Source organism: Mesorhizobium sp. WSM4814, from assembly GCF_055811595.1.
Genome location: NZ_JBVVQT010000006.1, coordinates 131,167 through 148,040, shown reverse-complemented (window position 1 = coordinate 148,040; position 16,874 = coordinate 131,167). Strand labels below are relative to the sequence as shown.

At 64.0% G+C, this 16,874-nt stretch carries 13 protein-coding genes; 9 read left to right on the top strand and 4 right to left on the bottom strand.

Annotation, left to right across the window (positions count from 1 at the left end; genetic code table 11):
* The first annotated feature begins 28 nt into the window (after nt 1-28).
* Genes AC0L2V_RS12640 through AC0L2V_RS12630 form a run of 3 tightly spaced genes read left to right on the top strand, consistent with a single transcriptional unit; the run spans nt 29 to nt 3,614 of the window.
* Entirely contained in the window at nt 29-1,543 is a 1,515-nt protein-coding gene (locus AC0L2V_RS12640; protein WP_473510190.1) for a CpaF family protein, read from the top strand.
* 29 nt (nt 1,544-1,572) lie between these two features.
* Nucleotides 1,573-2,586, top strand: a complete 1,014-nt coding sequence (locus AC0L2V_RS12635) for a type II secretion system F family protein (protein ID WP_473520230.1) — start codon at nt 1,573-1,575, stop codon at nt 2,584-2,586.
* Between the two features lie 11 nt (nt 2,587-2,597).
* Nucleotides 2,598-3,614 carry a type II secretion system F family protein gene (locus tag AC0L2V_RS12630; protein ID WP_287055824.1) on the top strand — a complete coding sequence of 339 codons (1,017 nt, stop codon included), beginning with the start codon at nt 2,598-2,600 and terminating at the stop codon, nt 3,612-3,614.
* 250 nt (nt 3,615-3,864) lie between these two features.
* Here the strand turns inward: AC0L2V_RS12630 and AC0L2V_RS12625 are convergent, their stop codons facing one another.
* Nucleotides 3,865-4,686 carry a tetratricopeptide repeat protein gene (locus AC0L2V_RS12625; RefSeq protein ID WP_091600344.1) on the bottom strand — a complete coding sequence of 274 codons (822 nt, stop codon included), beginning with the start codon at nt 4,684-4,686 and terminating at the stop codon, nt 3,865-3,867.
* Nucleotides 4,687-4,808: 122 nt separating this feature from the next.
* On the opposite strand from AC0L2V_RS12625, the gene AC0L2V_RS12620 reads away from it, so the two are divergent.
* The 5 genes from AC0L2V_RS12620 (at nt 4,809) to pdeM (ending at nt 11,077) form a co-directional block, all read left to right on the top strand.
* The gene (locus tag AC0L2V_RS12620) at nt 4,809-6,173 is read left to right on the top strand and encodes a leucyl aminopeptidase family protein (protein ID WP_473520229.1); all 1,365 of its coding nucleotides are present in this window, start codon (nt 4,809-4,811) and stop codon (nt 6,171-6,173) included.
* 62 nt (nt 6,174-6,235) lie between these two features.
* Nucleotides 6,236-6,586 (top strand): MarR family transcriptional regulator, encoded by a 351-nt coding sequence (locus AC0L2V_RS12615; protein WP_473520228.1) that lies wholly within the window; start codon nt 6,236-6,238, stop codon nt 6,584-6,586.
* A 32-nt stretch (nt 6,587-6,618) separates the two neighbouring features.
* A complete protein-coding gene (locus AC0L2V_RS12610) occupies nt 6,619-7,479 on the top strand; it encodes a C40 family peptidase (RefSeq protein WP_473520227.1) in 861 nt (286 codons plus the stop codon).
* Between the two features lie 362 nt (nt 7,480-7,841).
* Nucleotides 7,842-10,364 (top strand): ligase-associated DNA damage response DEXH box helicase, encoded by a 2,523-nt coding sequence (locus tag AC0L2V_RS12605; protein ID WP_473520226.1) that lies wholly within the window; start codon nt 7,842-7,844, stop codon nt 10,362-10,364.
* Nucleotides 10,361-11,077, top strand: a complete 717-nt coding sequence (pdeM, locus tag AC0L2V_RS12600) for a ligase-associated DNA damage response endonuclease PdeM (RefSeq protein WP_473510181.1) — start codon at nt 10,361-10,363, stop codon at nt 11,075-11,077. The genes AC0L2V_RS12605 and pdeM overlap by 4 nt, the downstream gene beginning before the upstream one ends.
* A 6-nt stretch (nt 11,078-11,083) precedes the next feature.
* On the opposite strand, the gene AC0L2V_RS12595 is transcribed toward pdeM, so the two are convergent.
* From AC0L2V_RS12595 to AC0L2V_RS12585, 3 genes are read right to left on the bottom strand one after another with little or no spacing between them, the layout of a single operon-like run.
* Nucleotides 11,084-12,019 carry a dimethyl sulfoxide reductase anchor subunit family protein gene (locus AC0L2V_RS12595; RefSeq protein WP_473520225.1) on the bottom strand — a complete coding sequence of 312 codons (936 nt, stop codon included), beginning with the start codon at nt 12,017-12,019 and terminating at the stop codon, nt 11,084-11,086.
* A gap of 9 nt (nt 12,020-12,028) precedes the next feature.
* Complete coding sequence (locus AC0L2V_RS12590) at nt 12,029-12,763, bottom strand: 4Fe-4S dicluster domain-containing protein (protein WP_473520224.1); 735 nt, start codon at nt 12,761-12,763, stop codon at nt 12,029-12,031.
* Nucleotides 12,760-15,687 carry a molybdopterin oxidoreductase family protein gene (locus AC0L2V_RS12585; RefSeq protein WP_473520223.1) on the bottom strand — a complete coding sequence of 976 codons (2,928 nt, stop codon included), beginning with the start codon at nt 15,685-15,687 and terminating at the stop codon, nt 12,760-12,762. The genes AC0L2V_RS12590 and AC0L2V_RS12585 overlap by 4 nt, the downstream gene beginning before the upstream one ends.
* 279 nt (nt 15,688-15,966) lie before the next feature.
* Here AC0L2V_RS12585 and AC0L2V_RS12580 point away from each other — a divergent pair, with 279 nt between their 5' ends.
* Nucleotides 15,967-16,869, top strand: a complete 903-nt coding sequence (locus tag AC0L2V_RS12580) for a LysR substrate-binding domain-containing protein (RefSeq protein WP_473520222.1) — start codon at nt 15,967-15,969, stop codon at nt 16,867-16,869.
* Nucleotides 16,870-16,874: the final 5 nt, after the last annotated feature.

The window sequence follows — 16,874 nt, the reverse complement described above, 5'->3', positions numbered from 1 at the left end:
GCTTCCGGAGCGGAATTGGTAATCGATCATGTTTGGTAAAAGAGGCAGCGACGACGGCAGCCGGTTCACCCCGGAATTCCGTCAGCCGGCACCTGCGCCTGCCGCGCCGGCGGCAAAACCTGCGGAAACGGCGGTTCTCGCCAAACCCGCACCGCCGCCGTCATCCGGCACGCCTGGCGTGTCTGCCGCGCCGCCCGCACGCCGTGCTGTCGAGGCGCCGCCATTGGCGCCGGAGCCAAAAAAGCTCCAGCGCCAAAAGAGCGAAACCTACTACGACACCAAGAGCCAGGTCTTTGCCGCGCTCATCGACACCATCGACCTGTCGCAGCTCGCCAAGCTCGATCCCGAAAGCGCGCGCGAGGAAATCCGCGACATCGTCAACGACATCATCGCGATCAAGAATTTCGCGATGTCGATCGCCGAGCAGGAAGAACTGCTCGAGGACATCTGCAATGACGTGCTCGGTTACGGGCCACTGGAGCCGTTGCTCGCTCGCGACGATATTGCCGACATCATGGTCAACGGCTCCAAGGACGTCTATATCGAGGTCAACGGCAAGGTCGAGCAGACCGGCATCCGTTTTCGCGATAACCAGCAGCTCCTCAACATCTGTCAGCGCATCGTCAGCCAGGTTGGCCGCCGCGTCGATGAATCGAGCCCGATCTGCGACGCGCGCCTTCCCGACGGCTCCCGCGTCAACGTCATCGCGCCGCCGCTCGCCATCGACGGCGCCGCTCTCACCATCCGCAAGTTCAAGAAGGACAAGCTGACACTCGACCAGTTGGTCAAGTTCGGCGCCATTTCGCCGCCCGGCGCCGAGATTCTCAAGATCATTGGCCGCGTCCGCTGCAACATCGTCATTTCAGGCGGTACCGGTTCGGGCAAGACGACGCTGCTCAATTGCCTGACCAACTATATCGACCGCGATGAGCGCGTCATCACCTGCGAGGACTCGGCCGAGCTGCAACTGCAGCAGCCGCATGTCGTGCGTCTGGAAACCCGCCCGCCCAACCTCGAGGGCGAGGGCGAGGTGACCATGCGCGATCTGGTCAAGAACTGCCTGCGCATGCGGCCCGAGCGCATCATCGTCGGCGAAGTGCGCGGACCTGAAGTGTTCGATCTTCTGCAGGCGATGAACACCGGCCATGACGGCTCGATGGGCACGATCCACTCGAACAGCCCGCGCGAATGCCTGAACCGCATCGAATCGATGATCGCGATGGGCGGTTACACGCTGCCGCAGAAAACCGTGCGTGAAATCGTGGTCGGTTCTGTCGACGTGATCATCCAGGCCGCACGCCTGCGCGACGGATCGCGGCGCATCACCCACATCACCGAGGTGATCGGAATGGAGGGCGACGTCATCATCACGCAGGACATCGTTCTCTACAACATCAAAGGCGAGGACGCGAACGGCAGGCTGCTGGGCGAGCACGTTTCGACAGGCATCGGTCGTCCGCATTTCTGGGAGCGCGCCCGCTACTATGGCGAGGAACAGCGCCTCGCCAATGCGCTCGAGGCGATGGAGAAACGCGCTGACTGATCCATTTGGAGGCGTAGGGGCCAGGGCCGATGTTTGGAATTGACGGCACCGTGTTGGCATTTATCGTGCTCGCCGGCTTCAGCGCCGGCGCGGTCGCCTATGCTTTTCTGTTCAACCGGATCAGCACCGAAAAGCAGGTCGGCAGGCGGCTTGAAACGATCAAGACCGCCGAGACGGATGGTGCCGTCGTCAAGGCTTCGCGCGATCGCGTGGCGGAAGCGGCCAAGCGGCGCAAATCGGTTCAGGATTCACTGAAGGACCTCGAACAGAAGCACAAAACCAGCCAGAGCCTCGCCAAAAAGCCGCCCCTGAAGGCCCAGATCCGTCAGGCAGGCATGAAGGTCTCGCTCGAGCGTTTCTACCTCTACTCGGCGGTTTGCGGCGTCGTCCTGACGTTTCTTGCCTGGTTCGCCGGTGCGCCTTTGTATGTCTTGCCGGGTGCGCTGCTCGTCGGTGGCCTCGGCCTGCCACGCTGGTTCGTTTCGTTTAGCCGCGCCCGCCGGGTCAAGGCGTTCCTCAACGAATTTCCGAACGCGCTCGACATCATCGTGCGTGCGGTCAAATCCGGCCTGCCGCTGAACGACGCCGTCCGCCTGATCGCCAATGAATCCCCCGAACCGGTCAAGACCGAGTTCCGCCGCATCATCGATTCGCAGCAGATGGGCCTGTCGATCCCCGACGCCAGCCTGCGCATGGCCGAGACGATGCCGTGCACCGAGGCGAGCTTCTTCGGCATCGTCATCCAGATCCAGTCCCAGGCCGGCGGCAATCTGTCCGAGGCTCTGGGCAATCTTTCGCGCGTGCTTCGCGACCGCAAGAAGATGAAGGCAAAGGTCCAGGCGCTGTCGATGGAAGCGAAGGCGTCAGCGGTGATCATCGGCGCCTTGCCATTCGTCGTCGCCTGTCTCGTCTACCTGACAAGCCCGAACTACATCATGCCATTGTTCACCACCAGCGTCGGCAATCTGATCCTCGGCTGCTCCGCGGTCTGGATGTCGATCGGCATCCTGGTGATGCGCAAGATGATGAACTTCGAGGTTTAGGATTACACCGCATGACCGAGAACGTCGTCAAAACCCTTACCGATCCGGCATTTCTGATTGCCCTGCTGGTCGGCATTGCGGTGTTTGCCACCGTGTTCACGCTGCTGCCTGCCTTTGGCGGAAACCAGCTCAAGGCGCGCATGAAATCGGTGGCGCTGGAGCGCGACGAACTGCGCGCCAAGCAGCGTGCGCGGCTTGCCCTCGATGCCGATCGCCGCCGCAAGGGCCTGCGCGAGCAACAGTCGATCGGCATGCGCAATATTGTCGACCGGCTGGACCTCAGGCGCGCCCTTGCCGATGAAGGCACCTTGCAGAAACTCAAGGTGGCTGGCTTCCGCGGGCAGAATCCGTTGACGCGTTTCCTTTTCTTCCGTCTGATCCTGCCCTTTGTCGGCTTTGCCCTGGCTGCGATCTATCTGTTCGTGCTCGGCGGGTTGCCGGAGCAGCCGCCTCTCATCAAGTTGTTCGTCTGTATCGTCGTCGCCTATGCCGGTTTTTACGCGCCGGTGCTCTATGTCAACAACCGCGCCACCAAGCGCAAGCAGTCGATCCAGATGGCGTGGCCGGACGCGCTCGATCTGATGCTGATCTGCGTCGAATCCGGCATGTCGGTGGAGGCGGCGTTTCGTAAGGTCGCCGACGAGATCGGCGCGCAGTCGGTGGCGCTTGCCGAAGAGTTCATCCTGACCAATGCCGAGCTTTCCTATTTGCAGGAACGCAAGCAGGCCTACGAGAACCTTGCAAGCCGCACCGGCCTGGAATCGGTCAAGTCGGTGTCGCAGGCGCTGGTCCAGGCCGAGCGCTACGGCACGCCGGTGGCGCACGCACTGCGCGTGCTTGCCGGCGAAAGCCGCGACATGCGCATGAACGCCGCCGAGAAGAAGGCCGCGGCCTTGCCGCCGAAGCTCACCGTGCCGATGATCCTGTTCTTCCTGCCGGTGCTGTTCGCCATCATCCTGGGTCCCGCCGGCATCCAGGTCAGCGAGCGCGGCATTTTCGGCGACCAGCCGACATCGAGCAGCCAATAGGCGACAATGCCTTCGGCGTCTCGTACCCGATCGTTTCGAACCCGTATGCTGGCTGCCGTCGATCTCGACGGTCAGCGATCGGCTCCCCCTTCTCCCCTTGTGGGAGAAGGTGGCCGCGAAGCGGTCGGATGAGGGGTGCTCCAGCTTGGCACCGACGGCGCTCCGGCCAACACCCCTCAACCGTCTTGGCGCTGCGCGCCAATCCACCTTCTCCCACAAGGGGAGAAGGCAAGACCGCGCCGACGCGCGGTCAGTTGGTGGCGGGCTTTGTCTTGTCCTGGTCCTTGAGCTGGCTCCAGGCGTTCTGCTGGGCGAGCATCTGGCGAAGGTAAGTCACGTTCGCCTGCGCCTGTTCGGGCGACAGTTCCTGCGAGGCGATCGTCTCGGCCTCGTCGAAGCGGCCCTGCAGGCCGACGACCAGCGCCAGGTTCTGGCGGACGCGGCTGTCGGCATTCGGCTGCTGGGCCGCCGAGCGCATATAGGTTTCAGCCGTGCGCAGATCACCTTCCAGCACATAGGACATGCCGAGATTGGAAAGGATCGAAGGTTCGTTCGGCTTGAGGTCAAGCGCCTTGCGGTAATTCTGGCGCGCCCCGTCTCTCTGGCCAAGCTGGTCGAGAATAGCGGCTTCCGCCGACACCAGCTTCCAGTCGGGATATTCCGGTGTCTGCGCGCGGCGCACCGCATCGAGCGCCGGCTCGAACTGCCCGTTGGCGGCAAGTGCCTTGCCATAGGCGGCGAGCACGTCGCGGTCCTTCGGCAGCGCGATCGCCAGTTTGCGCATCACGGCGAGCGACTGGTCGGCGTCGCCATCCATTTGCAGCGCCGCGGCGTAATTCGTCGCGATCCGCTTGTCGTTTGGGTTCTTGGCGTAGGACTGACCCAGCGCGATCGTCGCCTTGTGCAACTCGCCGGCCGACATGGTTTCCAAGGGTTTGCCGCTGGGGCGTCCGATCGAGCCGGTCGTCAGCTTGCTGGTCCCGCAGCCTGCAACGCTGGCCGCGAGCGCTATTATGAACGCCGTGGTGATCAGCCGCTTGGCCGTGGCGTTGGTCATGCGGTTGGTCGGCATCTGCACCAGGGCCTCCATTCGTCAAATTGGCTTTTACGTGGCCATCTTCCCTCCCGCAGAAATATTCTGTTAACCCTAACGGATCGTTAAAAAGCGCCGACTCGGAAGCCGGAGATCATCGAATGCCAGTCGAACTCATCGAGGGAAAACTGAAGACCACTTTGCCGGTGTATCTGGTGGCGAAGGATCGACTGGATGCGGCAGGGCTTGCCTCCTCCTCGCTCGCCTGGGCGAGGGCCAACGGCTTTTCCGGTCAGGCCGGCCGGACGCTGATCCTGCCCGACGAAAACGGCGCGCTTGCCGGCGCCCTGTTCGGCACGGGCGACGGCGAAGGCGCGCTTGCCATCGGAGCGCTGGCGAGAGCCTTGCCCGCAGGCGATTGGCATTTCGCCTCCACACTGGCCGAGCCGGAAATCGTGGCCATCGCATTGGCGCTCGGCGGCTATATCTTCACCCGCTACGGCAAAAAGCCTGGCAAGACGCTGCGTTTTTCGCTGCCGCCCGGCGCTGAAGGGGCTTACGTTCGCCGCATCGCCGAGGGCGTTTTCCTAACGCGCGATCTGGTCAACACGCCGACCAGCGACATGGGACCTGACGAGCTGGAGAAGGCAGTTCGGACGCTGGCCGGGACGTACGACGCCGAAGTGTCGGTGACCAGGGGCGACGACCTGGTCAAGAAGAATTTCCCGATGATCCATGCGGTCGGCCGCGCTTCATCAGGCGCACCGCGGCTGATCGACATGATCTGGGGACCGGAGAACGCCCCGAAGGTGACGCTGGTCGGCAAGGGCGTCTGCTTCGACACCGGGGGTCTCGACATCAAGCCGTCCTCGGGCATGCTTTTGATGAAAAAGGACATGGGCGGCGCGGCCAACGTGTTGGGCCTCGCCTCGATGATCATGGCCGCCGGGCTGAAGGTCCGGCTGCGTGTGCTGATCCCGGCGGTCGAAAATTCGATTGCCGGCAACGCCTTCCGGCCCGGCGACGTGCTGGTGAGCCGCAAGGGCATCACCGTCGAGATCGGCAACACCGACGCCGAGGGACGGCTGGTGCTGGCGGACGCCTTGGCTCTGGCAGACGACGACGAGCCGCAACTGCTGATCGACATGGCGACCTTGACCGGGGCTGCTCGCGTCGCGCTCGGTCCCGATCTGCCACCGTTCTACACCGGCGATGAAGCGCTGGCCTCCGACCTGGCTGCGGCCTCCGTCGCCGTCGAGGATCCACTGTGGCGCATGCCGCTGTGGAAACCCTATGGCGCAAAGCTGTCGTCGAAGATCGCCGACATCAACAATGTCACGTCAGACAGTTTCGCCGGCTCGATCACCGCGGCGCTTTTCCTGAAACGCTTCGTCGAGAAGACCGCCGTCTGGGCGCATTTCGACATCTTCGCCTGGAACCCGTCCGATCGTCCGCAGGGCTTGGCCGGCGGCGAGGCGCAAGGCATCCGCGCGCTGGAAAGGGTTATTTCGAAACGCTACGCCTGACCGCTCCTGTTCAGCACGTGGACTGAAACGGAACCGAAACAATTTGCCGTCATTGTGGCCGGATGTCGATCTCGATGCGTCCAAGCCAGGCCTTGCGACTGTGGCAGCAGGTGATGCTGTCGCAGGTGCGCGATGATGCGCCGGACCTCACCATGCGCCAGACGGCGATCCTGTTCACGATCTATCTCGATCCACCGCCGCATACGGTGCGCGGGCTCGCCGCGCGGCTCAATGTCACCAAGCCAGTGATCACCCGGGCGCTCGACACGATGGGCGCAATGAAGCTGGTTTCGCGCCATCGCGATGAGTTCGACAAGCGCAACGTGCTGGTCAAGCGAACCGTAGAAGGTGCTCTCTTTGTCGAGCGCTTCGGCGATGTTATCATTGCCAGAGCCCAGGAATTGCCCATCTGACCGAACCGCCCTTCTGACACCGAGTTGCCGATTTGACCGCCAGGGATGCCCGCCTTCACGCCTTCCGTTCCGATCTCGCCGATGCCAGGCTGGAGGGCGAGGTCGCCGCCGATCGCTTCGTCGCCGGGCGGCCAGCGCGGATTTCAGCCGCAGTGGCCGATATCCGCAAGGCGCCGCGGCCGGATGCCGGCGTCAACACGCAAGCCCTGTTCGGTGACGACGTCCTCGTCTTCGAAGATGCCGAGGGCTGGGCCTGGATCCAGTCGGAGCGCGACGGCTATGTCGGCTATGTCGCCGACACCGTGCTGGGCGGACGGGACCATGCGCCCACCCATGTCGTCTCGGTGCCGCGCACCTTCCTCTATCCGGGACCTGATTTGCGGCTTCCGCTGAGCGGGCAACTGTCGATGGGATCGGCGCTGACGGTGACCGGCGCGGCAGAAACGCGCGGCACGCATTATGCGTTGCTGCCGTCCGGCGAGGCAGTCATCTCAGGCCATCTCAGGCCTCTAGGAGAGCCGGCTGCCGACTATGTCGCAGTCGCGGAGACTTTTCTCGGCACCCCCTATCTGTGGGGCGGCGCCTCCGGCTTCGGCATCGATTGCTCCGGCCTCGTGCAACTGGCGATGCACATGACCGGCAGGCAAGTGCTGCGCGATTCCGACATGCAGGCGGCGACCATCGGCGAGCCGCTCGACCCGGGTCCGGATCTTGCCGGGTTGCGGCGCGGCGACCTGGTGTTCTGGAAAGGCCATGTCGCTGTCATGACCGATCCGGAAACGATGATCCACGCCAACGGCCACACCATGCTGGTCTCGCGTGAAGGGTTCAGGCAGGCCGTCGCCCGCATCGGCTATCTCTATGGCGGTCCGACAGGGTTTAGGCGGCCTTAAGGTAAGCGCTCATCCTTCTCCCCTTGTGGGAGAAGGTGGCCGCAAAGCGGCCGGATGAGGGGTGTTCCAGGGAACGCCAACGCCTCATTTCTTCCAGCACGCCCCATTCGTCTTGCCGCTTCGCGGCAATCCACCTGGCGCGGTTCTTCCTTCTCCCCTTGTGGGAGAAGGTGGCCGCGAAGCGGCCGGATGAGGGGTGTTCCAGGGATCGCCAACGCCTCATTTCTTCCAGCCACCCCTCATCCGTCTTGGCGCTAACGCGCCAATCCACCTTCCCCCACAAGGGGGGAAGGAAAAACGCACGATCACCTTTTGTTCCGATTCTGCTTGGCGATTGCACGGCGCCGCGCTACCTCTGGCGGGTGACAGAGCAGCCGCGCCTCGCCGAACAGAATGCCGCCGTGCGCTTGCCCGAGCCATTCCTCAAATGGTTCGCGCAAAGAGGCTGGTCGCCGCGCGCCCACCAGATAGAATTGCTGGCGACTGCCCAGGCCGGGCAATCGGTTCTGCTGATCGCGCCGACCGGCGCCGGCAAGACGCTGGCCGGATTTCTGCCTTCACTAACCGAGTTGGCCGGGCGGCCAGGGGGAAAGCCAGGGCAGGCGCGTCGCGGCATCCACACGCTGTACATCTCGCCGCTGAAAGCGTTGGCCGTCGACATCGAGCGCAATCTCGGCAAGCCGGTGGAAGAGATCGGCCTATCTCTCACCATCGAGACGCGCACCGGCGACACGCCCGCGCACAAGCGCCAGCGGCAGAAGCTGGCCCCGCCCGACATCCTTCTGACGACGCCCGAGCAACTGGCGCTGCTGATTGCTGCGCCCGACGCCAGGCGCTTCTTCGAGGATCTGCGCTATGTCGTGCTCGACGAACTGCATTCCTTGGTGACGTCGAAGCGCGGGCATCTCCTGTCGCTCGGGCTGGCTCGGCTGCGATCCTTTGTTCCCAGCTTGCAGACGATCGGCCTGTCGGCGACGGTCGCCGAGCCGGACGAATTGCGGCGCTGGCTGGTCAGCCAGAATCCACCGGGTGGCATGGCCGAATTGATCGTCGTCACCGGAGGCGCCAAGCCCGACATCTCCATCCTCGACTCAGAACAGCACGTGCCGTGGGCCGGACATTCGGCCCGCTACGCGACACCGGAGATCTATAGCGAGATCAAGCGACACAAGACGACCCTGCTGTTCGTCAACACGCGCAGCCAGGCCGAACTGCTGTTCCAGGAATTGTGGCGGGTCAATGAGGACACTTTGCCGATCGCGCTGCATCACGGCTCGCTCGATGTCGCCCAGCGCCGGCGCGTCGAAAAAGCCATGGGCGAGAATGCCTTGCGTGCCATCGTCGCCACGTCGACGCTCGACCTCGGCATCGACTGGGGCGATGTCGACCTGGTCGTGCATGTCGGCGCTCCCAAAGGTGCGAGCCGGCTGGCGCAGCGCATTGGCCGCGCCAACCACCGCATGGATGAGCCGTCGAAGGCGATCCTGATTCCGGCCAACCGCTTCGAGGTGCTGGAATGCCGGGCGGCGCTCGACGCCAATTATCTCGGCGCCCAGGACACGCCGCCACTGGTCAATGGCGGGCTCGACGTGCTGGCGCAGCATGTCCTGGGTTGCGCCTGCGGCGCGCCTTTTCATGCCGATGCGCTGTTCGAGGAGGTGCGAACCGCCGCGCCCTATGCCGGACTCGACCGGCCGACGTTCCATCGTGTCGTCGACTTCGTCGCCACCGGCGGATATGCGCTGAAAAACTACGAGCGCTACGCCCGCATCCGCCTGAACAAGGACGGGCTGTGGCGCGTCTCCAATCCTCGCATCGCCCAGCAGTACCGGCTGAATGTCGGCACCATCATCGAGGTGCCGGCGCTCAACGTGCGTTATGTCAAGGCTGGCAGCAAAGGCTCTGCCTCGCGCGGCGGTCGGGTTCTCGGCAAGATCGAGGAGGCGTTCCTCGAAACGCTGACGCATGGCGACACCTTCATGTTCGCCGGCAAGGTGCTGCGCTTCGAGGGCATCCGCGACAATGAGTGCTTCGTGTCGAATGCGCCCGGCAGTGACGCCAAGGTGCCCTATTATGGCGGCGGCAAATTCCCGCTTTCGACTTACCTCGCCGAACAGGTCCGCATCATGCTGGACGACCCGCAGCGCTGGAAGAAGCTGCCGGAACAGGTCGCCGACTGGCTGCGCTTCCAGGCCGACAAATCGGTGCTGCCGAAGCGCGACGACCTGCTGATCGAGACCTTTCCGCGCGGCAACCGCTACTATCTGGTGGCCTACCCGTTCGAGGGCAGGCTGGCGCACCAGACGCTTGGCATGCTGCTCACCCGCCGCCTCGACCGGGCGGGAGCCAGGCCGCTCGGCTTCGTCGCCACCGACTATGCGCTTGCCATCTGGTCGCTGGCCGATATGGGCAGGATGTTCCGGGCGAAGAAACCGTCGCTGGCCGCGCTTTTCGACCAGGACATGCTGGGCGACGATCTCGAAGCCTGGCTGGCCGGCAGCTGGCTTTTGAAGCGCACCTTTCGCAATTGCGCGCTCATCTCCGGACTGATCGAAAAACGTCATCCGGGCCAGGAGAAGAGCGGCCGTCAGGTCACCGTCTCGACCGACCTCATCTACGACGTTCTGCGCAGCCATGAGCCCGACCACATCCTGCTGCAGGCGACGCGTGCCGACGCGGCCACGGGTCTGCTGGATGTCAGCAGACTTGCCGAGATGCTCTCGCGTATCCAGGGACGAATCGTGCATAAAGACCTCGAGCAGATTTCGCCGCTCGCCGTGCCGATCATGCTCGAGATCGGCAAGATGCCGGTGCATGGCGAGGCCGATGATACGCTGCTGATGGATGCGGCAACGCTGGTCGAGGAGGCCATGGGGACGAAATGACATTCGCACTCGCCATGACGGCGCTCCTGGCGGATGCCGATCCTGTCGGCATCGCCGGCGAGCGTGCGATCTGCGATCGGCGCGGCGTGCTTTATTTTCCCGAGCTTCGGCTTCTGACCGTGTCCGACCTGCATCTGGAAAAGGGTTCGTCGCTGGCACGGCGCGGTACGTTGATCCCGCCTTATGATACCGGTGCGACGTTACTGCGGTTGCAGGCGGTGATTGCCGATTATCAGCCGGCGATCGTCATCAGCCTAGGCGACAGCTTTCATGACGGCGGCGGCGCCGCGCGCATGCATGCGAGCTTTCGCGAACGGCTGGAAGCGCTGATGGCCGGTCGCGACTGGTTCTGGGTTGCCGGCAATCATGACCCGGATGCGCCGGCCGACCTGCCCGGCGAGACGGTGCGCGAGCTGGCCATAGGCTCTCTCGTATTCCGGCACGAGCCTTCGGCGGTGAGAGTGGAAGGCGAGGTATCAGGTCATCTGCACCCTTGCGCCCGCATCGTGCAGCAGGGCCGCTCGGTGCGACGGCGCTGCTTTGCCGGCGACGGCGGCCGCATGATCATGCCGGCCTTCGGCGCCTATACCGGCTCGCTCAATGTGCTCGACCGCGCCTATGCCGGGCTGTTCCGCCGCGAGACGCTGATGGCCTATATGCTCGGCACCGAGCGCATTTTTGCGATTTCCCACGCGATGCTGCGGCCGGGCTGAGCTGCTCTATCGGCCGTAGTAGAGGGTGACGGTGTGTTTCGCTTCGGCGAAGAACAGCCAGCGTTCGACCAGCATGCCGGCGAATTGGGCTGATGTGGCGAGTGCCGACAGCACCGCCGCATAGGGCCATGGCAAGGCGAATGCGGCAATCAGCAGCAAGACGGGCAGAGCGAAGGCCAGCACTTGCGTGATCTGGCGCAGCCGCGCCTTGTGCTTGCGGGCGATGCGAAAGCCCATCTCCTTGAGCAGGTAGTTTTCTTCGGTGTGCGGCCATTCCAGCGACCGCACCGTACCGCCGGCAAGTCCGGTCGCGGTGTTGGCGTTGGTCGGGATTTCCAGCCTGTCATTGTAGCGCCAATTTGCCAGCTTCCAGCCCCAGCCGAGCAAGGTCAGCAGTACGCAACCTGTCAGAACGACAGCCGAGCCGAGGGCGAAAGCCTGCAGCAGCGCGTTGAGAAGCACACTGCCGCTCATCGCCGAAAAGATCAGGTAGCCGGGCAAAGTGAAGCGGCTGTGCCACTGGGCGATCGGCTTCAGCGAGGCATAGATCATGCCGGTGGTGCAGACGGTGGCGACCGCGCCGACCGCAGCCAGCAGCCCGGCGACGGCCACCCAGCCGTTTGTGCGGCCGAGGAACAGCCAGCCGACGGCGAACAATCCCGTCGGCACGAAGGTCGCGACCGAGGCAACGCCTTCGCGCGACAGCCATGAGCTGCGCCATTGCGAGAATGCTCTCCAGGCGCGTTCTGGTCGGCCGAGATGGCCGGCCGACGACAACAGGCCGGCCGAGATCAGGCCGAGCGCCAGCCCCATGCCGACGAGGCCGAGCCAGAAGTCAGGCGGGACAAATCCTTGTCCGGCCAGCACGCCGAGCAGCGCGAGCAGGCCGTAACCGGCGCCCGTGGCAGTGGTGAAGAAGACGACGGAGAAGGCTGGATGCATGGATGCTGATCAATGCGAGAGCATGCGATCGACCCAGCCGAGGAAACCGCCTTCAACCCGCAACGGTTCGAGCCTCGGCGCCGGCACCGATGCAGCGCGCCGCGTGTGGGCGCGCGGCGGCAAATATTTGTTGGTCGGGTGATAGCCGAGTTCGGGCATCAGGTCGACGCCGCCGCGTTCGGCCACCAGTTGCGAGATCGCCGATGCCGGGTCGCCGAGATCGCCAAAGTGCCGCGCGCTGGTCGGACAGGCGGCGACGCAGGCCGGCACGCGGTCTTCTTCCGCCAGATTGTCGTTGTAGATGCGGTCGACGCACAGCGTGCACTTCTTCATCACGCCGACATCGGTGTCGAATTCGCGCGCGCCATAGGGGCAGGCCCAGCTGCATAATTTGCAGCCGATGCACTTGTCTTCGTCGACCAGCACGATGCCGTCCGAGGCCCGTTTGTAGGAGGCGCCGGTCGGGCACACGGTGACGCAGGCCGGTGTCTCGCAATGCAGGCAGGAGCGTGGGAAATTGACCGTGCGCCCACCCATCTCCGTCATGTGCTCATAGCTGTGCACGCGGTTGAACCAGACCCCGTCGGCATCGCCGCCATAAGGATCGATGTCGGTCAGCGGCGCCATGTGACCGCCGGTGTTCCATTCCTTGCAGGCGGTAACGCAGGCCTGGCAACCGACGCAGGTGTCGAGGTCGATGACCAGGCCGAGCTTCTTGTCGGTATGGGCGGGAAGGCAGGTCATGATCTCTCTCTTGCCCGGCGAAACTCGGCGCCGAAACTGAGCTTGTCGGGCGAGGGTTTGAAATGCGGTGGCTGCCGGAAGCGCTCGAACTGCGGCTCGGTGAAGCCGGCTTCTTCAGCCGCGCATTTGACGATGCGGACGCGCAGGTCGAACCATGCCGCCTGGCCGGTCACCGGATCGGAATTCGAGTAGCGCTTGCCGTTCGCATCGGCAGAAGTCTGGTCGCCGATGATGTGGTTGAGCAGGAAGCCGCGGTTGGATTCGGCCGCGTCGTCCTTCAGGCCCCAGCTGCCGCGCCGCTTGCCGATCGCGTTCCAGGTCCACACCGTGTCGGCGTTGACGCCGTCGACCAGCTTGATCTGTCCCTTGACCCTGCCGTTGATGCTCTCGATCCAAACCCAGTCGTCATCGGCAAGCCCGAGGCCGGCGGCGGTTTGGCTGTGCACGAACAGCCGGTTCTGGCTGGTGATCTGTCTGAGCCAGGCGTTCTGCGAGCCCCAGGAATGATACATGTGCATCGGCCGCTGCGTCAGCGCATGCAGAGGGTATTTCTCAACGTCGACAACCGCCTCCTCGAAGGGCGTGTACCAGAACGGCAACGGGTCCATATAGGTTTCGATGCGGCTGCGCTCCGCCTCCGGCGGCAGCACCCGGCCATGGCCGCGCGCGGCGAGGCGAAACCGCTGCATCGGCTCGGAATAGAGCTGGAACACGATCGGCTCGGCCTTCGGGATGAAACCCATGGTCTCGGCAAACTCGAGGTAGGATCGGTTGGCCATCTTGTAGTAGCGCTGGTCGTCGGCAAAATCGTGGTGCCAGAAGCCGCCATTGTCGATGTAGCGCTGAAGCTGGTCGGGATTGGCATCGCCCTTGCCGATCAAAATTCCGTCCTTGCCGCGCCAGCCGGCGAGCGGGCCGATGCCTGGCCTGCGCTCATGATTGACGATGTAATCGGCATAGTCGCGGTATTTGGCCGAGCCGTCGTCGGCGACGAAGCCGGGCAGGCCGAGCCGCGCGCCGAGCTCGATCAGCACCGTCTGGAACGGCCGCACGTCGCGGTCCGGCTCGACAACCGGATGGCGGATGGCGTCACCCGGTCCATCGGCATGGCTGATCGGCCGGTCGAGCAGGCTGATGCAGTCATGACGCTCGAGATAGGTCGTGTCGGGAAGCACGAGATCGGCGAACGGCACGGTCTCGGAATGATAGGCGTCGGAATAGATGATGAACGGGATCCTGTACTCGCCTGACGCATCCATGTCGGCCAGCATCGCCATCGTCTCGACGGTATTCATCGACGAGTTCCAGGCCATGTTGGACATGTACATGAACAGCGTATCGATCCTGTAGGGATCGCCGGCCCAGGCGTTACGGATGACCGTGTGCATGAGCCCGTGTGCTGCCAGCGGCGCATCCCAGGAATAGGCCTTGTCGATGCGGATCGGCGTGCCGACGTCATCGACCAGCAGATCGTCCGGGCCGCAGACGAAACCGAGCGGCATGCCTTCGAGCGGCGTCATCGGCCTGACGTCCTTGCCCGCCGGCTTCGGCCCCGGCGGCGCCGACCGCGGATAAGGCGGCTTGAAGCGAAACCCGCCGGGCACGTCCACCGTACCCAGGAGTACTTGCAGCAGGTGGATGGCGCGGCAGGTGTGAAAACCGTTCGAATGCGCCGAGATGCCGCGCATCGCGTGCATCGACACCGGCCGGCCCTTGATCGTCTCGTGTCGGCGGCCGGCCCAGTCGGTCCACGCCACCGGCAGTTCGATCGCCTGCTCGAAGGCGACATGCGCCAGTTCCGCGGCGATGCGGCGGATGGTGTCGGCGGTAACGCCGCAGCGTTCGGCGACCGCATCGGGAGAATAACTCTCGTGCAGGTAGCGGTCTGCGATAAGCTGGAAGACCGGTACGCAGCGGCGGCCATCGACCTGGAAGTTGCCGGTCAGCGCCGGCTTTGCGTCGGTATCGGTGGCGCTGACGGAGACTTTGGCCAGCCTGTCCCAGGCCAGCGGATTGCCGCCGCTGTCGCGTGCGAACAGCCCGTCATCTGCTGCACCCGGCTCCTGGATGACGAGGACATGGGCGTTGGTGTAGCGCAGCAAATAATCGAGATCGACGCGGCCGGCCTTCAGCAGTTCATGGATGAGAGCAAACACGAACAGGCCGTCGGTGCCGGGCCGGATGCCGATCCAGTCATCGGCAATGGCGTTGTAGCCGGTGCGGCAGGGATTGATCGAGACCACCTTGGCGCCGCGCGCCTTGAGCTTGCCGAGACCGATCTTGATCGGATTGGAATCATGGTCCTCGGCGACGCCGAACAGCATGAAGTATTTGGTGTTGTCCCAGTCGGGTTCGCCGAACTCCCAGAACGAGCCGCCGATCGTATAGAGCCCGCCGGCCGCCATGTTGACCGAGCAGAAGCCGCCATGGGCGGCGAAATTCGGCGTGCCGAACTGCCTCGCCCACCAGCCGGTCAACGATTGCGACTGGTCGCGGCCGGTGAAGAAGGCGAGTTTCTTCGGATCGGTGCGGCGGATTTTCGAAAGCCGTTCCGTCGCGATCGAGAAAGCCTCCTCCCACTCGATCTCGCGAAATTCTCCCGAGCCGCGCGGACCGCTGCGCAGCAACGGTTTCTTCAACCGGGCCGGGCTGTAGTGCTGCATGATGCCGGCGCTGCCCTTGCCGCACAGCACGCCGCGATTGACCGGATGGTCCTTGTTGCCGTTGATGTAGCGGACCTTGCCGTCCTTGATGTGGACGTCGATGCCGCAGCGGCAGGCGCACATGTAGCAGGTGGTCTTGGCGATGCTGTCTGAGACGTCAGGCGAGGTATCGACGCCGTCACCCTCGTGGGGCGCGCGGGTGTCGGCAAGCGACCGTTGGGACGGTGCGGAATTGGCGCCGCGCAGCGGTCCGTGGTTCATGATTCGGGGCTTTTGCGGTCTGCGAATTTGGCTCTCGTCTTCGGCCCGGGGCCGCGCATGTAATGTTCTTCCGGATGATAACGGTCGCCGGCAAGCCGACGCCGCAGACCGCGGGTCCAATGGGCAAACAAGGATTTGAACCGCCCGATCACTTTTCTACCCGTTGCAGGTTGGCCGCGATTTTTTTCCAACTCCGCCGGGAAAATTAGAACAAAGCAATCGATCCGTCTAACAAGTTGCTCTTGTAATTCCAATCGAAATTGTTTCTTAATTCTCCGCATGACCCTGGACCAACTGCGGATATTCGTTGCCGTCGCCGAACGGGGACACATGACCAAGGCGGCCGAACTGCTGGGTATTTCCCAATCGGCCGCCTCGGCCGCCATCCGCTCGCTCGAACAGCAGCATGGCGTCCAGCTGTTCAACCGGGTCGGTCGCAACATCGAACTGGCGCAGACCGGGCGCAGGTTTCTGCCCGAGGCGAAGGCCGTGCTCGAACGGGCGGCTGCCGCCCACGACGTGCTGGAGCACGTCTCGCAGACGATCACCGGCAGCCTTTCCATCGCCGCCAGCCAGACCATCGCCAGCTACTGGCTGCCGCGCCGGCTGGCCTCCTTCCACGAGGCCTATCCCGCCGTCAGGCTGAGCGTGACCATCGGCAACACCAGGCAGGTTGAGACCACCGTACTCGACGGTACGGCTGATTTTGGCCTGGTCGAGGGGCGCACTGAATCGGACATATTGCGGCGCGCCAAGGTCGATGTCGATCGCCTGATGCTGGTCGTGGCGCATTCGCATGCCGAGATCGCCGAAGTCTCGCGCGGGCATCCCGATATCAGGGAACTCCGCTGGATCATCAGGGAAGGCGGATCGGGCACGCGCGAGGTGCTGGAAGATCTTGCCCGCCGCGAAGGGATCTCGTTCGCGGACCTGCGGATATTCCTGGTGCTGCCGAGCAACGAGGCGGTCCGTCAGGCGGTCGAGGCCGGCGCCGGCGCCACCATCATTTCGGAGCTCGTTGTCGAACGCGCGGTCGCCGAGGGCAGCCTGCGAGCCGTGCCGATCGATCTGCCAAAGCGCGATTTCGCCATGATCACGCATCGTGACCGGCAGGCAAGTCTGGCCCAGATGGCGCTCAAGGCGCATCTGGGCGCGAGGGCCGGCGAGACCGTCCTCGGGTAAGCCGG